Annotated in this window: 24 protein-coding genes; 9 read left to right on the forward strand and 15 right to left on the reverse strand. The window is 48.2% G+C overall.

Annotated features, from left to right (window positions below; translation table 11 throughout):
• The first annotated feature begins 25 nt into the window (after nucleotides 1-25).
• Both glpK and BW42_RS06620 read left to right on the forward strand, forming a co-directional pair.
• On the forward strand, nucleotides 26-1,528 hold the full coding sequence (gene glpK / locus BW42_RS06615; protein ID WP_035408709.1) for a glycerol kinase GlpK: 1,503 nt from the start codon (nucleotides 26-28) through the stop codon (nucleotides 1,526-1,528).
• 78 nt (nucleotides 1,529-1,606) lie between these two features.
• Nucleotides 1,607-1,927 (forward strand): hypothetical protein, encoded by a 321-nt coding sequence (locus BW42_RS06620; RefSeq protein WP_035408712.1) that lies wholly within the window; start codon nucleotides 1,607-1,609, stop codon nucleotides 1,925-1,927.
• 87 nt (nucleotides 1,928-2,014) lie between these two features.
• On the opposite strand, the gene dhaM is transcribed toward BW42_RS06620, so the two are convergent.
• From dhaM to dhaK, 3 genes are read right to left on the reverse strand one after another with little or no spacing between them, the layout of a single operon-like run.
• Nucleotides 2,015-2,383 (reverse strand): dihydroxyacetone kinase phosphoryl donor subunit DhaM, encoded by a 369-nt coding sequence (gene dhaM, locus BW42_RS06625; protein ID WP_035408716.1) that lies wholly within the window; start codon nucleotides 2,381-2,383, stop codon nucleotides 2,015-2,017.
• Complete coding sequence (gene dhaL, locus BW42_RS06630; protein WP_035408719.1) at nucleotides 2,376-2,978, reverse strand: dihydroxyacetone kinase subunit DhaL; 603 nt, start codon at nucleotides 2,976-2,978, stop codon at nucleotides 2,376-2,378. Before dhaL ends, dhaM begins: the two co-directional genes overlap by 8 nt.
• Nucleotides 2,979-3,002: 24 nt before the next feature.
• The gene (dhaK, locus tag BW42_RS06635; RefSeq protein WP_035408722.1) at nucleotides 3,003-3,971 is read right to left on the reverse strand and encodes a dihydroxyacetone kinase subunit DhaK; all 969 of its coding nucleotides are present in this window, start codon (nucleotides 3,969-3,971) and stop codon (nucleotides 3,003-3,005) included.
• 154 nt (nucleotides 3,972-4,125) lie between these two features.
• Here dhaK and BW42_RS06640 point away from each other — a divergent pair, with 154 nt between their 5' ends.
• Nucleotides 4,126-4,827, forward strand: coding sequence for an AzlC family ABC transporter permease (locus BW42_RS06640; protein ID WP_035408725.1), 702 nt, complete (start codon nucleotides 4,126-4,128; stop codon nucleotides 4,825-4,827).
• Nucleotides 4,806-5,132, forward strand: a complete 327-nt coding sequence (locus BW42_RS06645) for an AzlD domain-containing protein (protein WP_035408727.1) — start codon at nucleotides 4,806-4,808, stop codon at nucleotides 5,130-5,132. The genes BW42_RS06640 and BW42_RS06645 overlap by 22 nt, the downstream gene beginning before the upstream one ends.
• 313 nt (nucleotides 5,133-5,445) lie before the next feature.
• Here the strand turns inward: BW42_RS06645 and BW42_RS06650 are convergent, their stop codons facing one another.
• The 6 genes from BW42_RS06650 to hflX all read right to left on the reverse strand — a co-directional run bounded on the left by BW42_RS06650 (nucleotide 5,446) and on the right by hflX (nucleotide 10,502).
• A complete protein-coding gene (locus BW42_RS06650) occupies nucleotides 5,446-5,721 on the reverse strand; it encodes a GNAT family N-acetyltransferase (protein WP_035398130.1) in 276 nt (91 codons plus the stop codon).
• The gene (locus BW42_RS06655) at nucleotides 5,696-5,932 is read right to left on the reverse strand and encodes a (4Fe-4S)-binding protein (RefSeq protein ID WP_050678346.1); all 237 of its coding nucleotides are present in this window, start codon (nucleotides 5,930-5,932) and stop codon (nucleotides 5,696-5,698) included. The genes BW42_RS06650 and BW42_RS06655 overlap by 26 nt, the downstream gene beginning before the upstream one ends.
• A gap of 116 nt (nucleotides 5,933-6,048) precedes the next feature.
• The gene (gene glnA / locus BW42_RS06660; protein ID WP_035408729.1) at nucleotides 6,049-7,395 is read right to left on the reverse strand and encodes a type I glutamate--ammonia ligase; all 1,347 of its coding nucleotides are present in this window, start codon (nucleotides 7,393-7,395) and stop codon (nucleotides 6,049-6,051) included.
• A 45-nt stretch (nucleotides 7,396-7,440) separates the two neighbouring features.
• Complete coding sequence (locus BW42_RS06665; RefSeq protein ID WP_023467758.1) at nucleotides 7,441-7,839, reverse strand: MerR family transcriptional regulator; 399 nt, start codon at nucleotides 7,837-7,839, stop codon at nucleotides 7,441-7,443.
• 141 nt (nucleotides 7,840-7,980) lie between these two features.
• A complete protein-coding gene (locus tag BW42_RS06670) occupies nucleotides 7,981-9,258 on the reverse strand; it encodes a methionine gamma-lyase family protein (protein WP_035408732.1) in 1,278 nt (425 codons plus the stop codon).
• A gap of 2 nt (nucleotides 9,259-9,260) precedes the next feature.
• Complete coding sequence (hflX, locus tag BW42_RS06675) at nucleotides 9,261-10,502, reverse strand: GTPase HflX (protein WP_034785946.1); 1,242 nt, start codon at nucleotides 10,500-10,502, stop codon at nucleotides 9,261-9,263.
• 139 nt (nucleotides 10,503-10,641) lie between these two features.
• Between hflX and BW42_RS06680 the strand changes: the two genes are divergently transcribed.
• On the forward strand, nucleotides 10,642-11,613 hold the full coding sequence (locus tag BW42_RS06680) for a tyrosine-type recombinase/integrase (protein ID WP_035408734.1): 972 nt from the start codon (nucleotides 10,642-10,644) through the stop codon (nucleotides 11,611-11,613).
• 150 nt (nucleotides 11,614-11,763) lie between these two features.
• On the opposite strand, the gene hfq is transcribed toward BW42_RS06680, so the two are convergent.
• Both hfq and miaA read right to left on the reverse strand, forming a co-directional pair.
• The gene (hfq, locus tag BW42_RS06685) at nucleotides 11,764-12,012 is read right to left on the reverse strand and encodes an RNA chaperone Hfq (RefSeq protein ID WP_023467753.1); all 249 of its coding nucleotides are present in this window, start codon (nucleotides 12,010-12,012) and stop codon (nucleotides 11,764-11,766) included.
• Nucleotides 12,013-12,060: 48 nt separating this feature from the next.
• Nucleotides 12,061-12,987 (reverse strand): tRNA (adenosine(37)-N6)-dimethylallyltransferase MiaA, encoded by a 927-nt coding sequence (gene miaA / locus BW42_RS06690; RefSeq protein WP_035408737.1) that lies wholly within the window; start codon nucleotides 12,985-12,987, stop codon nucleotides 12,061-12,063.
• A gap of 509 nt (nucleotides 12,988-13,496) precedes the next feature.
• Between miaA and BW42_RS06695 the strand changes: the two genes are divergently transcribed.
• The gene (locus BW42_RS06695; protein WP_035408739.1) at nucleotides 13,497-14,024 is read left to right on the forward strand and encodes a hypothetical protein; all 528 of its coding nucleotides are present in this window, start codon (nucleotides 13,497-13,499) and stop codon (nucleotides 14,022-14,024) included.
• Between the two features lie 36 nt (nucleotides 14,025-14,060).
• On the opposite strand, the gene BW42_RS06700 is transcribed toward BW42_RS06695, so the two are convergent.
• Complete coding sequence (locus BW42_RS06700) at nucleotides 14,061-15,059, reverse strand: ABC transporter permease (protein ID WP_035408742.1); 999 nt, start codon at nucleotides 15,057-15,059, stop codon at nucleotides 14,061-14,063.
• The gene (locus tag BW42_RS06705; RefSeq protein WP_023467748.1) at nucleotides 15,052-15,972 is read right to left on the reverse strand and encodes an ABC transporter ATP-binding protein; all 921 of its coding nucleotides are present in this window, start codon (nucleotides 15,970-15,972) and stop codon (nucleotides 15,052-15,054) included. The genes BW42_RS06700 and BW42_RS06705 overlap by 8 nt, the downstream gene beginning before the upstream one ends.
• A gap of 126 nt (nucleotides 15,973-16,098) precedes the next feature.
• Between BW42_RS06705 and BW42_RS06710 the strand changes: the two genes are divergently transcribed.
• Nucleotides 16,099-16,863, forward strand: a complete 765-nt coding sequence (locus tag BW42_RS06710; RefSeq protein ID WP_035408745.1) for an SGNH/GDSL hydrolase family protein — start codon at nucleotides 16,099-16,101, stop codon at nucleotides 16,861-16,863.
• 38 nt (nucleotides 16,864-16,901) lie between these two features.
• Here the strand turns inward: BW42_RS06710 and BW42_RS06715 are convergent, their stop codons facing one another.
• Nucleotides 16,902-17,252: a membrane protein gene (locus BW42_RS06715; protein WP_035408747.1), complete on the reverse strand. Its 351-nt coding sequence runs from the start codon at nucleotides 17,250-17,252 to the stop codon at nucleotides 16,902-16,904.
• Nucleotides 17,253-17,457: 205 nt separating this feature from the next.
• On the opposite strand from BW42_RS06715, the gene BW42_RS06720 reads away from it, so the two are divergent.
• Both BW42_RS06720 and BW42_RS06725 read left to right on the forward strand, forming a co-directional pair.
• Nucleotides 17,458-18,588 (forward strand): S1C family serine protease, encoded by a 1,131-nt coding sequence (locus tag BW42_RS06720; RefSeq protein WP_035408750.1) that lies wholly within the window; start codon nucleotides 17,458-17,460, stop codon nucleotides 18,586-18,588.
• A 76-nt stretch (nucleotides 18,589-18,664) separates the two neighbouring features.
• On the forward strand, nucleotides 18,665-19,912 hold the full coding sequence (locus BW42_RS06725) for a lysine N(6)-hydroxylase/L-ornithine N(5)-oxygenase family protein (RefSeq protein ID WP_035408754.1): 1,248 nt from the start codon (nucleotides 18,665-18,667) through the stop codon (nucleotides 19,910-19,912).
• An 80-nt stretch (nucleotides 19,913-19,992) separates the two neighbouring features.
• On the opposite strand, the gene BW42_RS06730 is transcribed toward BW42_RS06725, so the two are convergent.
• Nucleotides 19,993-20,853: a DUF4003 family protein gene (locus tag BW42_RS06730; RefSeq protein ID WP_035408756.1), complete on the reverse strand. Its 861-nt coding sequence runs from the start codon at nucleotides 20,851-20,853 to the stop codon at nucleotides 19,993-19,995.
• Nucleotides 20,854-20,914: the final 61 nt, after the last annotated feature.

Genomic DNA, 20,914 nt, shown 5'->3' on the forward strand with positions numbered 1-20,914 from the left:
CATACCGCTCAAGGGGGATTTCGAAATGGAAAACAAGTATATCCTAGCACTCGACCAAGGTACGACAAGCTCACGTGCGATCATCTTCGATCACGACGGGAAAATCGTCAACTCGGCACAACGGGAATTCAAGCAATACTTCCCGCAACCAGGCTGGGTCGAGCACGATGCAAACGAAATCTGGGGTTCGATTCTTGCTGTTATGGCTGAAGCACTCGGAACAGCAGATATCAAACCTGAGCAAATCGCCGGAATCGGAATCACGAACCAACGTGAAACGACAGTGGTCTGGAACAAAGAAACAGGTAAACCGGTTTATCACGCGCTCGTTTGGCAATCACGTCAAACGTCTGGTATCTGTGACGACTTAAAAGAACAAGGTTTGAATCAGAAGTTCCGCGATAAAACAGGACTTTTGATTGATGCCTACTTCTCTGGTACGAAAGTCAAATGGATTCTCGACAATGTCGAAGGCGCACGTGAGCAAGCAGAGAACGGTGAATTACTCTTCGGTACGATCGATACGTGGCTCGTTTGGAAACTGTCTGGTGGAAAAACGCATATCACGGATTACACGAACGCTTCACGGACATTGATGTACAACATCTATGAGCAAAAATGGGATGAAGAGTTGCTCGATATCCTCGGTGTTCCTGCATCAATGTTACCAGAAGTTCGTCAATCGAGTGAAGTCTACGACAAGACGGTACCATATCACTTCTTCGGTTACGAAGTGCCAATCGCTGGGATCGCTGGTGACCAACAAGCTGCACTCTTTGGTCAAACGTGTTTTGAAGAAGGTGAAGGAAAGAACACATACGGAACAGGTTGTTTCATGCTCATGAACACAGGTGAGAAAGCCGTTTCTTCTGACCACGGACTCTTGACGACAATTGCTTGGGGCGTTGATGGAAAAGTCGAATATGCGCTCGAAGGCTCTATCTTCGTCGCCGGTTCTGCAATCCAGTGGCTCCGCGATGGACTCCGTATGTTGAAACACGCGAAAGATTCAGAAGGCTATGCAACGAAAGTCGATTCAACAGACGGTGTTTACGTCGTTCCTGCTTTTGTCGGTCTTGGTGCACCGTATTGGGATTCAGATGTTCGTGGGGCGATCTTCGGATTAACACGCGGAACAGATAAGGAGCACTTCGTTCGGGCAACGCTTGAATCACTCGCTTATCAAACACGCGACGTGTTGACAGCGATGGAACAAGATTCTGGAATCGAACTGAAAACACTTCGTGTCGACGGTGGTGCTGTAGCCAATAACTTCTTGATGCAGTTCCAATCGGACATCCTCGGCGTTCCTGTCGATCGTCCAGAAATCAACGAAACGACAGCACTCGGTGCAGCATATCTTGCTGGATTAGCCGTCGGTTACTGGAAAGATAAAGCGGAAATCAAACAACAATGGAAGCTCGATCATCAGTTTAAACCAGAGATGAAAGAAGACGATCGTGAACAACGCTATGCTGGATGGCAAAAAGCAGTGGAAGCGACAATGGTCTTTAAACCATCGAAATAAGTTAATTAATAACCCGATCCCTTTTACAGAGGGACCGGGTTTTTGATATCTTATAGAAAATATAGCGTGAGGTGCCTCATGAATACCATTTATTCTGATCAACAGCTAAAAGAATACATTCAGTTCGCGCTTGATGGCAACATCACGCATGAAAAACTGGCAGATTGGTGTTACCGGTATATGATCAATGTCTACCATAATGATTATTATCATCTTGCAACTGACGGACGTGGAACTTATCCATTAAGTGAACAAGCGACTGAAGTAGTAAACGATATCGATGCACAATGGGATCTCTATCTTTATAACACGTATTCTTTGGATGCATTACAAACACTTGATTTAGCTACAGTTTGCTTACCGAAGGAGTGGTTAGAAGAGTGGCTCCGGTCGTTTTGATTCATGAGACTCTCTACTAAGTTTTAATCTGAATAGAAGTAATTGAAATAAATCCCCCTCGCCTATTCGCGATGGGGGATTTATTACTCATTTGCCAAACTCATTTTTTAATCCGTCTTCAATCTCATCGACGGATTTCGACTGTCCACTTAAAACAGCTGCTAGAAAAGCACCTTCGACGAGTGGTGCGTCGATAAAACGTACCGTCCGTTCGCCACTGTATAATTCAAGTGCTAGTTCCGTGTTCATCGTCGCAGAACCAATATCCGTTAAGACGACTCCATCGTCGTCTAGTGTATTCAGTGTTTCTTCGATTCGTGTCGCGTCTGTTCCAATGCTACCATCTTCAAGACCGGCTGCTACTAAGACTGGCGTATCTGGTGCCATCTCTGCCAACAGTTCTTTCAGCCCAGCCGCGAGTTTTTCACTATGAGAAACAAGTACAAGATTAACCATGAAGCACCTCCGCGATTTCGCCGAGTAGCAAAGCACTCGATAAACTACCTGGGTCCTGTACGCCTTCCGTCGCTTCACCGAAGTAGGACGCGCGCCCTTTCGTTGCGATACGCGCTTTTGTATCAGCAAGTGCTTGATCGATTGCCGCTTTCAAGTCCCCTTCTTGCGAGAGCGCTTCTTGGAACGGTGTCCAGATATCAACCATCGTCTTTTGACCGAATTCCGATTTCCCACGCGATTTGATTCCTTCTGTCGCTTCGCGGAAAGCGTCTGCAAGATCCGCACCTTCGACTTCTGTTTTCCCTTTGAATGCACCGGCGAACTTAACGAATGCTGTCCCGTATAAAGGACCGGATGCCCCACCAATCGTTTTGATCAGCGTCATCCCGACTTCTTTGGATAAAGCTCCTAAATCCTCATATTCGCCGTGTTCTTCTAGCGTCTTCTGGACTGCTTGGAAGCCACGCGACATGTTAATTCCATGATCTCCATCACCAATTTCCCGGTCAAGGTCCGTCAATTCATCCTTATGCTGTTCGATCTGTTCCGCTGCTTTGAGGAGCGCGCTTTGCAACTGTTCCGTCGTCAACTTCATGTTTTTACACCCCGTTTATTTGAATTAGAATCCAATCGCTTTCGTTTCTGCATCGAGATATCCGAGCAGTTCATCATCCACTGGTAAGAGCGTGATTGAGAACCCGTGCATCTCAAGCGATGTCATATAGTTTCCAACGAATGAGCGGGCAATCTCGTAACCATGCGCCTCAAGTTCTTCCGCGACATATTTATACGTGATGTACAGTTCGGATTCTGGTGTTCCGCCCATCCCATTCACCATGACGGCGACTTTTTTGTCTGGTACTTCTTTCGTCAAACGATCGAGCAACTCTTTGACGATCGCATCAACGGAAGCGACTGCTTTTCGTTCAAGTCCTTTTTCACCGTGGATCCCGATTCCGATCTCCATCTCGTCATCATGCAACTCAAAGCCTGGCTTGCCGCTCTCCGGCATGTAACATGGTGAGAGTGCCATTCCAATCGAACGAACGCCCTTGATGACTTTTTCCGCAACTGCTTTGACTTCACTTAGTGATTTTCCTTCTGCCGCTGCAGCACCGGCAATCTTATGGACGAAGACGGTTCCTGCGACCCCACGACGATCCTCTTCCTTTTTGATCGCGATGTCATCATTAACGACGACCGTATCAACTTCAATATCCTCGAGTTCAGCAAGTTCCTTCGCCATATCGAAGTTCATGACGTCACCTGAATAGTTCTTGACGACGAGTAGGACACCTTTTCCCCCATGAGCTGCCTTGATGCCTTCAAGCACCATATCGGGTGTCGGTGAAGTGAACACTTCCCCACAAACAGCCGCAGCAAGCATACCGTCCCCGACGAATCCAGCGTGTGCCGGTTCGTGACCGCTTCCCCCACCAGAGACAAGACCGACTTTTCCGTCCAGTGGTACTTTCCGCGCAACGACGTTAACACCTTCGACTTTTTTATACAAATCAGGGTGAGCAAGTACGAGTCCGTCGACCATGTCTGAAACGAACCGGTTTGAATCTTTCATTAATTTGTGCATGAAAAACGCTCCTTTACCTAACTGATTTTGCCGTACCACTTACTCTTTACCACCAAATCAAGTCGAGTATGTCGAAAAAAATCATGAAAATATTGACCAGTTGGTGACGATATACCGCACGAATGCTATGCTCTTAAAAAAGAGGAGGAATCAAATGTCATCAGCCTTTCAAGCAGGTGTCCGCGCCTGTCTACCCACCGTCCTTGGCTATATCGGCATCGGCTTTTCCGCAGGGATCGTCGGTCGTGCCTCCGGCTTATCCCCTCTTGAAGTCGGATTCATGTCCGTCTTCATCTATGCCGGCGCCGCTCAATTCATCATCACGAGTCTCTTGCTGTTGAATAGTCCCGCCTCTGCCATCATTCTGACGACATTCATCGTCAATCTCAGGCACTTGTTAATGAGTCTGACGCTCGCTCCGCACGTCGAGACACGCCACCTTCGTGATCGACTCGGTACCGGGACGTTACTGACGGATGAATCGTTCGCTGTCGCAATGAATACTGCGCAAAAAGGGAAGATCTCCCCGTCCTTCATGCATGGCTTAAATCTGACCGCGTATCTTAGCTGGATTATCGCAACCGTTCTCGGTGCACTTGTCGGTAGCTGGTTTCCTGATCCCGAGCGCTTCGGTCTCGACTTTGCTCTGACGGCGATGTTCATCGGTTTATTGTACTTACAATTTGAAGGAGAACGTACCCGCATTGCCGTGAATAGTTGCCTCTTATTGATCGTCTTACTTTTGCTTTACATCACCATGCGCTACTTTTCTGCGGAAGTCGCCGTTCTTTGCGCGACACTCGGTGGCGCTAGTATAGGAGTCGTGATCACACGATGGAAATCCGCCCAGAATTAATCGGTCTCTTTTTAGCTTGTGGACTCGTCACTTGGATTCCACGTATCTTACCGTTTCTCGTCCTTCATGGACTGACGTTACCGCGCCTTGTAACGGAATGGCTCTCGTTCATTCCCGTCTGCCTGCTTGGCGCCCTCTTCTTTCAAAATTTACTTATCGCGCAAGACAACGCGTTCCCGACGATTTCGACGCTTCATGTCTTCGCCGCCCTACCGACGATGGCAGTCGCGATTTTCAGTAAAAGTCTTTCTTGGACGGTCATCACCGGTGTCGTCACGATGGCGTTTCTAAGGATTTATCTGTAAGCAAGTTATTCATCTTTAACATATTCCGGTAAATATTTTGTGTTATCCTTAAAATAGAAATACATAGATAGTGAAGGAGGTGCTGATGTGCCGAACAAGTGGCTAATACCCTTTTTAATTTTATCGTGCGCTAGTTTTCTACTTGTGAATCAAATGGATCTACCTTACATGCTAAAACAAGGACTGGTCGTGTTGTACGTCATCGCCTATTTCGGTGCGATGGTTGTTTCTCGCAAAATGAAAGTCAGAGATCACAAACAATGACTCGAAAAAATCTCCTCTAGTCTTGAGAGACCGGAGGAGATTTTTGTGATCACGTATTTGCTTGTACGTCCTGATAATCCGATTGATGTTCGAACTCTTTTTTCGCAAACGGACATAACGGCAGTAGCTTGACGTTTGCTTCCCGTGCCCAGTTGACGATCTCGGCAACGAGTTGTTCCCCAATCTGTTGGTTCCTGTGCGCGGGATCAACATACGTGTGATCGATGATCCACATGCCGTTGTTCGTATCGCTGTAAGTGATTTCTCCAATCACTTCACCTTCCTGATGGGCTTCGATTTTACGTTCCGCTCGTTTCAGCTCCATTTGCTTCCCTCCGTTCGTAAGATAAGGCGCCGCTTGGACAACCATCGACGACGCGCATGACGTCTTCCACCGGCGCCCCGTCCGCTTCAATCCACGGACGCCGTTTGACATCAAAGACGGTCGGTAGACTTCGTACACAATGACCGGAATGAATGCAGACTTCCGAATCAAAATAGACCGTGATCTCTTTGCCTTCATATCCTTTTTTCATGATGTATCGTCTCTCTTTCTTTGTACTCTTGTATCTTTCCATATCCTTGACTCAATTCCTGTCGACGACATGAAAAAAGCACTTCCAGACAAAAGTCCAGAAGTGCTTGAGTTGGATTAGAACAAGACCATGTACTGATCGCGTTCCCATTCCGTGACTTGCGTCCGGAACATATCCCATTCGATTTCTTTCAATTCAACGAAGTGCTCTGCGATGTGATCGCCGAGAGCGTGCATGATGACGTCATCCGCTTTCAAGACTTCGAGTGCGTGGCTGAGTGTTGATGGAAGATCATCGATTCCGTTCGCAACGCGTTCCGGTTTGTCCATGACGTAGATGTTACGGTCGATTGGAGCCGGTGCTTTCAAGTTGTTCTTGATTCCGTCGAGACCTGAAGCGAGCAATGTCGCAAGCGCGAGGTACGGATTCGCTGCTGGATCGACTGAACGAACTTCGATACGAGTCGAGAGTCCACGTGCTGCAGGAACACGGACGAGTGGTGAACGGTTACGGGCTGACCATGCGACGTAGCAAGGCGCTTCGTAGCCAGGAACAAGACGTTTGTATGAGTTGACTGTCGGGTTACAAACCGCTGTGAAGGCACGTGCGTGTTTGAGGATACCTGCTGTGAAGGCACGTGCATCTCCCGACAATTGCATGTCTTCGTTGCCTTCATCGAAGAAGACGTTCTCGTTGCCTTTGAAAAGCGACATGTTCGCGTGCATTCCTGATCCGTTGACTCCGAAGAGTGGTTTTGGCATGAATGTCGCGTGCAAGTTGTGCTTCGCCGCGATCGTCTTGACAACAAGTTTGAACGTTTGGATGTTATCCGCTGTCGTGATCGCATCCGCATATTTGAAGTCGATTTCGTGCTGACCTGGAGCGACTTCGTGGTGTGATGCTTCGATTTCAAAGCCCATGTTCTCGAGCTCGATAACGATTTCTTTACGGCAGTTTTCACCGAGGTCGACTGGTGCGAGGTCGAAGTATCCACCTTGGTCGTTCAATTCAAGTGTCGGGCGACCTTTTTCATCTTTCTTGAAGAGGAAGAATTCTGGCTCTGGTCCAACGTTGAATGATGTGAAACCGAGTTCTTCCATCTCTTTAAGTACCCGTTTGAGCTGACCACGTGGGTCTCCTGCGAACGGCGAGCCATCCGGATTATGGATGTCACAGATTAAACGTGCAACTTTCCCTGTTCCATCTTCTGTCCATGGGAAGACGACCCATGTGTTTAAGTCTGGGAAGAGATACATATCTGATTCTTCGATCCGGACGAATCCTTCGATCGATGAACCATCGAACATCATTTTGTTATCAAGTGCTTTTTCCAATTGGCTTACTGGAATTTCAACGTTCTTGATCGTTCCGAGGATATCTGTGAACTGTAAGCGAATGAAGCGTACATCCTCAGCTTTAGCGATTTTCAAAATGTCTTCTCGTGTAATGTTGCGACGTGTCATGTGACAAATCCCCTCTCCGATTCGTTTTTATATGGTTACAGGTCCTTACTTGAAGAAACGCCCGAGCTCACCTTGGATGAGCGACGTCTTTCCATGTCGTCCTGCTTCCTTCAATTCATTTTTCAGGAGTTTATACAATTCGCCGTCAGATAGTTCCGGACGCGTCTCGACGACGCTCTCCGCAACGCGTTCGCGTTTGACGAGATCGTTTTCAAAAATCAATTTGATCCCTGCGATATTCAGTCCCTGATCCAGGTATTCCTTAATCGACAACAGGCGATCGACATCGTTGAACGAATAGAGGCGACGCTTCGTCTCTGTCCGCTCCGGCTTAATCAGTCCCTGTTCTTCGTAATATCGGATCTGGCGGGCAGATAACGCGGTCAACTCTTGAACGACTCCGATGGGAAATAGTGGCTTGGACTGGCGTGATGAGTCTGCCATGTGGTTCCTCCTTTTTCCTTACTCCATGAGAATAAACCTCTGTCAGGCAACTTGTCAAGCGATGTAAGAAAAGTTAACACAACTTTTTTAATCACTTTACTCGAAGTCGTTCAGAGGTCGTTTTCACGAGATATGCTAGTATTAAACGTTTTTTTCTGGAATTAATTGTTTTTCCATCAAGTGATTGACGGCTGAGATAATCGCGATCTTGACGTGGCTATACGTTAAACCACCTTGGACGTATGCAGTATAGGGTGCACGGATCGGACCATCCGCTGACAACTCGATCGATGAGCCTTGTACGAACGTTCCTGCTGCCATGATGACATCGTCCGCATATCCCGGCATATAATCTGGAATTGGTAACGCATGTGCATTGACGGGTGAAGCAGCTTGGATCGCCTGACAGAAAGCAATCATCGGCTCCGGCGCATGGAACGAGACCGATTGAATCAAATCCGTCCGTTCTGCCGTATGGTGCGGTGCCGTGTCAAAGCCGAACTGACCGAGCATGCTTGACGTGAACATCGCACCCATCAACGCTTGGCTAACCGTATGTGGTGCCATATAGAAACCTTGATACATATCCGGAAGTGCGGATAACGATGGACCGGCTTCGGCGCCAATCCCTGGCGTCGTCATCCGGAACGATGCCCGTTCGATCAAGTCCGTTCGACCGACGAGATAACCGCCAGTCTTCGCAAGACCACCACCCGGATTCTTAATCAACGACCCTGCCATCAAGTCTGCCCCGACGTGCGTCGGTTCGATCGTCTCGACGAATTCACCATAGCAGTTATCGACGAAAATCAAGACATGGGGATGAGCGTCTTTGATGGCGGCGATCGCTTCACCGATTTCATTAACCGGTAGACTGCGTCGCGTCGCATACCCTTTTGAACGCTGAATCCCGACGACCTTCGTCTGCGGTGTGATCCGTTCGAGAACGGCCGGTACGTCGATCGTCTCGGCGTTTTTCATCTCGACGACATCATAGTGGACGCCCAGTTCCTTTAATGAACCGCGTCCATCACCACGAATTCCGACGATCTCTTCGAGCGTGTCGTATGGTTTTCCTGTGATATAGAGCAGTTCATCGCCCGGCAACAATAAACCGAACAATGCGATACCGATTGCGTGGGTGCCGCTGATGATTTGTGGACGACAAAGACCGGCTTCCGCACCGAAGACGTCGGCATAGATCCGTTCGAGCGTATCGCGTCCTTCATCGTTGTAGCCGTAACCTGTTGACGGCATGAAATGAAAATCACTGACCTTGTGACGCCGAAACGCATCGAGGACACGGAATTGATTGTATTCCGCGACCTCTTGCGCCTTCTTGACGTACGGAGCGATCTGTTCCTCCGCCCGGTCAATGAGCGGACGAAGCGTTTCGTAATGGGTTAATTCTGAAAACATGTTTACACCTCGTATTGTTTCAATGTCGCATATAGACGCGTATCTTTACGCAAGTAACCTTTAAGAATGACAGAACCATCTTCTTCGAACGATTCCTTCAAGTTCATCATGACTTCCTTTGCCGGATTGTAATGAGCAAAACCATCAACCGGGATGCGGATCTCGAGATACTCGAGGATCTCACTGATTGACCGTTCGATCTCTTCAATCAAACGCTCGATGTCCTGCGGATCAAGTGCAGAGATCAACAGTTTCCCGCCTGTAAACAAACGGTTCAGCTGGTCCTTCTTGTTGTAGACTTCTAGCTGCGGGATGTCACCGGCACCGAGTTCATCGAGAACATCGTTCGTCGTCTGCATCTGGTTCAAGTAATGCTCACTCGACGCATCGACGACGTGGAGGATCAAGTCCGCTTCTAGCACTTCCTCGAGTGTCGAACGGAACGCTGCGATCAACTTTGTCGGCAGATCTTGAATGAAACCGACCGTATCCGTCAGGAGGATTTGCCCACCTTCTGGCAAATCGACTTGACGTGTCAACGGATCGAGCGTCGCGAACAACTCATCCTTTTCGTATGTGTCGGCTTGAGTCAATCGGTTGAAGATCGTTGATTTGCCGGCATTCGTATAACCAACGAGTGCGATTTGGAACGTCTGGTTCTCTTTGCGACGTTCCCGGTAACGGGCACGATGCGCGACGGATGTCTCGAGTTGTTTCGAAATCTCATCGACGCGGCGCCGGATATGACGACGATCCGTCTCGAGTTTCGACTCACCTGGTCCACGTGTTCCAATTCCGCCACCAAGACGTGACAGTTGTGTTCCCTGCCCAGCAAGACGTGGCAACAGATAACTCATCTGTGCCAGTTCGACCTGCAATTTCCCTTCGCGTGATTGGGCACGTCCAGCGAAGATATCGAGAATCAACTGCGTCCGGTCGATCAACTTGATCGCTTCCGGGTCTGATAAGGCAATCCGGATATTTTTCATTTGACCGGGCGTGACTTCAGCATTGAATATGATTAAATCAGGTTCAAGTTCGTCTGCTAACGCAACGAGTTCCTCAACCTTTCCTTTTCCGATGAACGTACGGCGGTCAATTGCTTGTCGTTTTTGATCCAAACGACCGACGACGACACCATGCGCAGTCGTTACGAGTGCTTCGAGCTCCGCGACCGATTCTTCATAGACATGATCCGGGACACCGGGGAGCTGGCAACCAACGACGATGACGCGTTCTGACATAATATCATTCCTTTCACGAGTAAAGACGTACTGCGCCCCTTATCATACCACAGCCACCGGTTCGTCTGAACTTTTTTGGACAGGAAACATCCGTTCGGTTTATGATGGAAGAAACACCATTACGAAAGGGAGGAAAACGATGGCACGCGAACAGTCGTATACGCTTCCAGAGTTCATTGAACGCTACCTATTTTATTTAACGACAAGCGGACGACAACTTTCGACCGTCCGGCGCTATCGGTACGATTTAATCGAAGTCCACCGCTACATGACGGATGTCGATCAACCACTTGAGACGATCGATGATTTCAAGGCGATTTCGATTGAGACGTGGAAGACGTTCATCAATGAGTACTTGATCGAAGAGAAACTCTACCAACAAGCGACGGTCGCCCGAATCGTCACCGTCATCAATCAAGTCAATTACCAAATTCGACAAACGAAGGCGAAGCTGATCGAATACGCACAACCGACACATGAATTGACGGCAAAACACGTCGCTTCCTTTAAGGAATACGAGCAACTCGTCCGAACGAATCAATCCGATCGCGGCTTGACGGAACATCAATTGAAAGCCCGTCCGTATTTGATCGATCGAAACGAACTCATTCTCCGCCTGTTTTATCGCTACGGTTTACGCGTCCATCACATCATCGGCTTAAAGATGCACGATCTCAACTTCGCCCAGCAAGAGATGACCGTCCACGATCGACTCGGCAACCGCTACCTGCTCCATCTCGCGCGGGAAGATCAAGATATCATGTTGCGTTACTTGAAGACGATTCCGGAGCCCGTCCGTCCTCGTTATCACAGTACCGACCCTTTTTTCGTCGCGTTCGACTTCGCCCGGATGACATTCCGCTGGGTTTACAGTAAGAATGCACCGAAGCAATTGTCGATCGTCATGATCACGAAGATGATGCGTCAGCTGAATGAACGGTCGGACAACAAGCGGGTCTTGACGCCGTCGATGTTACGCAACAGCTTCATCCTAAAAACGTATCAGGACGAGATGACGAAGGAAGAACGCCTGCAGAAGACGTGTCTTTATAAGGATGTCTCGCTTCGACGTTATGAAGAGGCGGTCGAGGAACTGACACCATTACTGTAATGACACATTTACGCTGAGAGCAAAGTAGCTGTCATTTTTCACTTCACTTGCGAAGCGTCATTCTTCTTTCGTTATTCGTCTCGAATTTTTAATACGACCCACACCTGAATGAAACCTAAAAAAAAGACGACCCCCCGGTCGTCTTTTTCATTAGCGAGAAACTTCTTGTGTCTCTTCTTGTTCATATAACGTCACGTTGCGCGCTGGTGCGAACGTCGAAATTGCGTGTTTGTAGATCAATTGCTGTTTGCCTTCCGACTCCAAAATGACCGTGAAGTTATCAAATGACTTGATCAGCCCCCGTAATTGATACCCGCTGATTAAGAAAACCGTCGTTGGGACTGCATCTTTCCGTAATTGATTTAAAAAGACGTCCTGAATGTTGTATGTCGCTTTCATGATTCCCCGTGCCCCCTCTTTTTATCTGTTTCTGTCTTCGGGCAACTCTTATTTAACCGCTTTCAGAAACTCTACAGTTCTATCATAGATAATTTTGAACGTTTCTTCAAATGAAAACTTTCCCATATCTACCCAAACGCCATCAAATTGATGACGGAACCATGTCAATTGACGTTTGGCGAAGCGTCGTGTGTTCCGTTTTAGCATGTCAACAGCAGGAGCGAGTGGTGCTCCGTCAAGAACAGGTAACATCTCTTTATAACCAATCGCTTGCAACGCCTTCGTCTGTCGATACCCGGCAGCGTCCAGACGCGCCACTTCCTCTAGAAGGCCACTGTCGACCATCATGTCTACCCGCTGATCAATCCGGTCATACAAACGATCCCGGTCTTTCATGTGTAAAACGAACAACAAACTCTCGTAAAGTGCCGGTTGACTGCCAGTCGTTTGTGTCTGACCAGTCCGCGCGACCTCGATCGCCCGAACGACCCGCTGGATGTTATTCGGATGAATCGCTTCTGCGCGCACCGGATCGAGTTCCTTTAACTGATCATGTAGTGCAGTTGCTCCATGTGTCGCCGCATACGCTTCGAGTTCAGCCCGTAAGGCTGGATCTTCTGCCTGCTCAGTAAACTGGTAGTCATATAAAATTGAACGGATGTAAAGCCCTGTTCCGCCGACGACGATCGGCAACTTACCACGGCTCGCGATCTCATCGATCGTTGCTCGGGCAACCGTTTGGAAACGGGCTACACTCATCTCGTCGTCCGGTGTAACGAGATCAAGCAGATGATGCGGCACTCCTTCCATCTCTTCGGTCGTCACTTTTGCCGATCCGATGTCCATCCCTTGATAGACTTGAACCGAATCTCCGGATAAGACCTCTCCGTTTAGTCGTTTTGCGAGTTCAATGCCTGTCTTCGTTTTTCCGACTGCCGTCGGTCCGACGATGACGATAACTGGTTGTTTCTTCATTCTGCTTCACCCATTCTTTATCTTTTTCATTTTTGATTCGAGTGTACCACAGCCACTTACTCGGATTAAAAAAATCCACAAAAAAACCGCCCTCCTTGGACGGTTCCACACTTACTTGTCTTATACGCGACGGATGAAATCGTCATAGATGGCACTAAAGATGCACCATCCACAAATGACGACGCCTGTCAGCATGATGCCCCAATCTGCCATGGTCGTTCCTCCTCTAGTCATCGTTATTCTCTCTTTTGACGGTTTGAATGGTTTGTAAACCCTTTCGAGCAGGTTTGACACCAATTCTTGGAATCAGTATGATAAAAGTACGATTGGTACGTAGCGCGGAGGCTGACCTGCATCGGCTTCCTATTAGAGGCACTGCCTCTCGATTCCATGTCTTGTGCTGGCACGAGGCGACATAGGAAGATTTCCTTCTTCCACAGAACAGGTCCGGCATCATGCCCGGGCCTGTTCTGTGTGCTAGTAGATTATTTCGAAAGGAGCTGGTTCTCGTGCGCATTCAAATCATTGGTGGGTCTGGTACTGGAAAAAGTACACTAGGTGCATTCATCGGACAATCGGAACGGATTGCGTGGATCGATACTGACCATTATCTCTGGAAAGATACGAAGTTCACTGAAAAACGTGACGTCTCCGAGCGATTTTCCATGTATGAAGCAGATATACTGTCTTACCGTGATTACGTCGTCTCCGGTTCCGTCTTCGCCTGGCACCCGGATGGTTTCACCAATCGGGACTTGCTCGTCTTCCTGTCGCTCGACGAATCGCTCCGGATGGAACGGCTCATCGCACGCGAAGCAGCACGTTATCCTGACTTTTCAGGATCAAATGAGTTCCTCGACTGGTGCCGGACGTATCATACGGCGACGGACCCGAAGATGATCGGCACGTTCGCGGAACACCAACTGCAAATGGAACGGTCGGTTTCCCCCGTTCTAAGTTTAGACGCTTCAATACCAACACAGCTTCAGTATCAAAAAATAATGGAAACATACGACAAATTGCCTTACAAATCATGACAAACGGGTCCCCCTCTTCAGGTGGACCCGTTTTTCTTAATACATATCTTTTTGCGTGAAGTTCCAGAAGGCAACGATTAGTGCCGCGACCGTCCAACAACCGAGGACAGCAAGCGAGAACGGAAGTGTCATCCCTTCGATCGGTGGCGCTTGACCATCGAGGTAGTTAATCAGTCCAAAGTTGACGTTGACGAGATACTTCGAACTCGTCCAGCTTGAACCGAGCGTCGTCAGTAAAGTACCGGAAATCAAAACTGCCATCATGATCCCGATGCCTGTCGCCGTATTCTTGACGAGAACGGAAACCATCAAGGCAATCGTCCCGACGACCGCCGTGACGATCCAGGCTAGACCGACCGCCATCAACAGATACTCCCACATCGGTAACGTATGCACGAATTCAGTCGAGAACGTTCCGCTCGGTGAAGCTTGGAATCCGGTCAAGATCGGTGCGGTCCAGCCGTCATAACCGAGGACGATTCCGGATATCGCATAACAGACGACGACGGTCAATGCCATCAGCATCGATGTATAAAGTAACACCGTCAACCATTTCGCCATGAGGATCTTCCAACGCCGGACCGGTCGCGACAGCAATGTCTTGATCGTTCCGTCATTTTGTTCCCCGCTGACGATGTCCGCCATGATGACGATGATGAACAGCGGTAAAATCAGCGTCAATCCTTGCGAAAAGAATATCCGGATGAACGTCGGGGCTCCCGGATAATTCGGATTGATGTCGTTATCGAGATAGTATTGGTTTTGTTTTAGGTCGAATTCAAGGAACTGACGGAACTCATCTTGAATACTGCTAGAAGCAAGACGGTTCTGTGTATCGACGATATCTTGTTGAAGTTCAACCCGCCAATCGAGTGTTCCTTGCTTTTTGATCTGTTCTTGAATGTCTCGATACTGTGCGTACGTAAACATTGAGACGAGGACGATGAGGATGATCGCAACGACAGCAAACCGACGTTTCGAAGCGATTTTCGTAACTTCATTTCGGACGAGACCGATCATGTTCGGATTACGCAATGTGATCGCCTCCCGTTAACGTGATGAACAGATCTTCAAGCGTCTGGACTTTCCGTTCGATCGTCCAAACTTCAACACCTGCTTCAAGCAACTGCTTGTTGAGTGCCGGCGTCTTACTAGCATCCATCAAGGTATGGACCGTATTCGCATCGACGACTTCGGATACTTGGACTAAATCAGAAGCCGATAAAATCTCGTTCGCCTTGAAGGCATCGTCGACACGCCAATCAACACCAGGAGCAAGCGACTCGACCAGCTCCTTGACCGTTCCGACTTGGACGATTTTACCGTAACTCATGATCGCGACACGATCGGCGAGCATCTCGATTTCAGCGAGAATATGACTCGAGACGAGGACCGACAGTCCCGTTTCCTCGACGAGCCGGCGGATGAATTGACGCAAATCCCGAATCCCCATCGGATCGAGACCATTCGTCGGTTCGTCGAGAATCAAGACGCTTGGTCGTCCGAGTAGTGCTTGGGCGATACCGAGACGCTGACGCATCCCGAGCGAGTATGTCCGGACTTGATCGTCGACCCGCGCCGTCAAATCGACGAGATCGATGACTTCCTGAATCCTTGCCTCGTCGACATTCGGTAACATCCGGGCAAAGACTTGTAAATTTTCACGACCTGTCAAATATTTATACAACTCCGGGTTCTCAACGATCGAACCAATCCGCTCCATCGCTTGGACGAACTGTTTGCGGACATCGAAGTCACAGACTGTGATTTTACCGGACGTCGGTTTGATCAGTCCGACGAGCATCCGGATCGTCGTCGTTTTCCCTGCCCCGTTCGGTCCAAGGAATCCGAAGACCTCACCCGGTTGAATTTCAAACGAGATATTATCGATGATCGTTTTTTTTCCGATCACCTTTGTTACACCTTCTAATTTAACTGTTGGTTTCACGTCTCTCACCTCTTATTGTCTATTCTAGCGGAATAATGAATCATTTGACTTGTCAGAACACTTCATTTCCGCACATTCTTTCTACATTTGCTACAATCAGGATAGAACCTAGAAGGAGGAACGTTCATGAAGCGATTACGCTGGCCCCTGTTTTTAACCGTTTCACTCTTACTGACCGCACTGTTTGGTTACGGTTTCGTCAACGCCTATAGTGACGTCGTCAATCCACCGAAGCGTGCCGTCCTCACACCAACAAAGGAAGAACCTGTCAAAAAAGGCGGAACGTACGTCGCGCTTGGTGATTCCTTGACGCGTGGTGTTGGAGCATCTAACGGAAATAGTTATGCTGCTCTTGTCGGACGCGACCTTGTCAAAGCGAACACGGTCGAGCGTTTTCAGAATCTTGCCGTCAGTGGTGCCCGGACGGAAAATTTATTAAAACAACTCAAACAAAAAGAAGTCCTACGCTCAGTCAGTCAAGCGAAAGTCATCTCGGTGACGATCGGCGGAAATGACTTGTTCAATCGTGGCGAAGGTGTCACGAATTTCGATGCAAAGAAAACGGCCGCGACGATTACGACGGCTCAAGACAACTTAAAAAAGACGTTCCGGATTCTGCGCGAACAAAATCCGGATGCTGTCATCTTCTACGTCGGACTTTATAATCCTTTCCGTGCAACGGAAAACGGTGAGGCGTTCGATGCGATCGTGCAAGACTGGAATGCTAAATCCCGGACGCTCGGGATTGAATATGACGTCGAAATCATCGACACATTCAATCTCGTTCGCGACGTCAAACGTGATTTATCAAGCGATCAGTTCCATCCGAACGACTCTACCTATGAAGAGATCGCAAAAGCCTCATTACTTGCTGTCAATAAACGTTTCTAAAACAAAAAGCCGCCTAAATGGCGGCTTTTTGTTCCGATTCATTTCAGGCGTTTGGCCAAGGCGATGAGTCCCCATTGAAGCGGCAAACGTGTCCAGAGCAACCATGATGGAAGACGCTTCCCATTGACCGGTTTCGGATTGACGGCCATATTGACGTTTGCCGGTAAGACCGCGTACAAAAAGGCCGGAAGCGTCTTACGAACGAGATGTACTCCTTTTCCTGTCAATAGCATGAGACCATAAGCGATCTCAATCACACCCGTTACTTGGACGAAAAAGCGCTTGAACGGAATGAACGACGGCATGATGCTGACAAACCCTTTCTCGTTGCGGAAATGACCAACTCCCGCAAACAATAATCCTGCTCCATAGACTAAACGTAATAGCATGATCTTTCACTCTCTCTTTCCACTTTACGGATTCATTCGAAACAGCTTCAGTGTATCGAACTGATCCGATTATCTCAACTTTTAGAAATTGTCGTCGAATTATGGGGAATGATGAGTCATTTCGGAATGTCTCCCGTAATCAGGTGACAAGTCGCTTCATTTGCTATGATGAAGTCAGAAATCATACAGGAAGGGATGACGACTTATGGCTGGAAAAACAAAAGGACTTTTACCTGGATTGACTGGAGGAATCATCGGTGCCGTTCTGACGGCAACGATCGCGTTTCCGATTTTACTCGATCAAGAACAACAGGTCGCGGACACACCACTCTCAAACGGAATGCCAAAACAAGTCTCGACGACGTCGAATGATCCAGTGACGAATGCAGTCGCCACTGCTCAAAAATCCGTTGTAACGGTGACGAATTATCAAACCGGTAATGCGATGTCGCAAAAAGAAGCAGCTGCCGGCTCGGGATCTGGTGTCATTTATAAAAAAGAGAATGGAAAAGCATACATCATTACGAACCACCACGTCGTCGATGGCGCATCAAAACTCGATGTCACACTTAACAACGGTAAAACACTGCAAGCCAAATTACTCGGTAGTGACGAAACGTATGATTTAGCCGTGTTAGAAGTCGACGCAAACGACGTTCCAGGCGTCATCACACTCGGGAAATCGGCTGACTTAAAAGCCGGACAGACTGTCCTTGCGATTGGTAATCCGCTTGGTGAATTCCAAAACTCCGTTACCCGTGGAATCGTCAGTTCGAAAGACCGGACTGTACCGGTCGATACGAATAACGATGGACAAGACGACTTTAATACAACGGTCATCCAGACGGATGCCGCGATCAATCCTGGTAACTCAGGCGGTGCCTTGATCAATGAACAAGGACAACTCGTCGGTATCAACTCGATGAAAATTGCCGAGTCGGGTGTTGAAGGTGTCGGTTTCAGTATTCCAATCGATGATGCATTACCAATCCTCAAACAACTTGAGACGAACGGTAAAGTCGAACATCCGACACTCGGTGTTTCCTTACAAGATGTGGCGGCGTTCCCTGCTGGTTATTTAAAAGATCAAGTTAACTTACCAGACAGTCAAAAAACAGGTGTCGTCGTCATGTCAGTCGAACCGAACAGTCCAGCCGCTGCGGCTAAACTGAAAACAGGTGACGTGATCACGAAAATCAACGACTCCGAGATTAAAGGATTCGTCGATATCAAAACGGCACTCATCAAATCAGACGGTCCACTCTCACTGACAATCATCCGTGACGGAAAAACGATGACGGTCGAGACAAAAACAACGACGACCGACCAGCTGTAAACTTCAGCCTGACGTTTCGTCCGCCTTCCTTTTCGGGTATTGTTTTAGAACAATATCGAATTGGGAGGCTTTTTCTATGTATGACTTAATCGGCATCGGCATTGGTCCGATGAATTTAGGGTTGAGCGCACTGGCTCATCCAACAGATTTAAAAACGTTATTTTTTGACGAAAGCGAACAATTCTCATGGCATCCCGGCATGATGATTCAGGACTCGATGATGCAAACAAGCTTCATCTCCGATCTCGTCACACTTGCTGATCCGACGAGCGCATTTTCTTACCTTAATTACTTACGATCGATCCAACGTCTCCACACGTTTTACTTCTATGAAAAACTTCTGATTTCAAGACAAGGTTACAATGATTACTTACGCTGGGTGGCGACACAGCTTGATGATTTACGATTTTCAACCCGCGTCGTCGATGTGCAAGATACCGGTGATAGTTTTGAGGTCCTCGTCGAAGATGTCACAACTGGTAAACGGGAAACGTTCGAAGCACGGAACGTCGTCATCGGTACTGGCTCAAAGCCCGCGATTCCAGACACGTTTGACGAGCGTGTCATTCACAATACACAGTATGTTATGAACAAGGCAGAACTGTTGCAGCGCAAAAAAATCAGTATCGTCGGCTCCGGTCAAAGTGCTGCCGAGATCTTCCTTGATCTTTTGACGACGCCTGCTCCAGAGCGTCCTGAACTCGAATGGATTGCGCGTTCGACACTGTTTGAGACACTCGAGACCGGTAAACTCGGAGAAGAAATTTTTTCACCGAGCTATGTGACGTATTTCAACCAACTCCCACTCGAAGTAAGACAAGAGTCGGTCAAGAAATTCGCCCGGTCTCAGAACGGCATCAGTCCAGAGACCCTGCAATCGATCTATGCCCACCTCTATGATTTGACGGAAGAAGAACAGCAACAAGTCGCGATTCGCGCGAATCTTGAAGTGAAAAAGATTACCTATGACGAACGGTTCACGATTGCGATGCAACATCAAGAGCTCGAAGATGAACGCTCGTCCAAAACAGATGCTGTCATCGCGGCAACCGGCTTTTCGCCATCTCTTCCAAGCTTCATTGATCGACTCGATATCGTGTTCGAAGCACCCAACGCTTGGAAAGTCGACGCGGACTATCAAATCGTGCGTTCCGTCGAGACGGCGCATCATCTTTACGCAACCGCTAATTTAGAGTTATCACATGGTCCAGCAGCTGATAATCTCGGCATGTCTGTTTCGCGGAATCAGTTGATTTTGAACGCTGTCGCCGGTACGGAACTTTATCCGGTCGAACAACATGCGACGTTTACGACGTTTGATTAAGTCAGATGAGCATACAGTAAAACGGACGAGGTATGGTGCGCGCCATACCTCGTCCGTTTTGTCTATTTCAATGCTTCACGTCACGGTTTTTTCGTTAGTTCTAGTGCAGCCAGTAACAATAACGTAGCTTGCACCCGTGTCACTCCTGATTTAGCCAGTAACAGATGAAAGGCAATCAACCAGTTGACTTCGTCTGAAAAACGATTCCGTGCTCGCTCCCGATCGACGATCCGGGTCACGTAAATCCAATCAACACGTTCCATCGATGGTAATAACGCAAGAAGCGGCATTAAACGATCCCAAATAATGATTTCTCGCCGTTCAAGTAGTTCCCGCCAAGCAACGATTCGTTCTTGTTGCGCTGACGCATCCGGATGCGCTGCTAAGATCTGCGCCGTAATGACACGTTCACTCGTCCGTTCCATATATTGCGCAAGCCACTCTTCAAACGTATCAACGCGTTCTAAAAACGTATCTGGTAGTGGGTGCTGTTCAAGCAAAGTCGATGTCACGACATACTGCTTCGCAGCATTCAGATGTGGTCGTGTCGCATGTAAGCGTTCCATGTAGGGAAACGCATCAATCCCTTGTCGACGGTTCAGTACTTCATTGAGTGCAAAAAATGGTCGGACTCCTTTATCACGAATCAATCGATGTTTAATCTTCTTTTCAGCGACGATGATTTCTTCGATGAGGACATCAGGATCCGTGCTATTCAGTTGAACATGGGCAACGAGCAATGGTGTATAGCGACTCCGTAACGCTGAAAAGCGAGATGTCTTGTGTTTGATCGTTCGCATCAGACGTTCGTAGACATTCTGCTCAAAGACAGTATCGTGAATCGTGTAGGACAGCGCAAAAAAACGATGGAAATCATGTGACGATTCCTCCCGCAAGACGGGATAGCTCTCATCATAATTCTCACAGAATTGACCGTACATCCTTCCACCTCTCCTTCTTTTCTATGCATCGTTTTCCCTAAAAATGGTTTGCACAATCATA

It is taken from the genome of Exiguobacterium sp. RIT341 (genome assembly GCF_000632205.1).
Classification (GTDB): domain Bacteria; phylum Bacillota; class Bacilli; order Exiguobacteriales; family Exiguobacteriaceae; genus Exiguobacterium_A.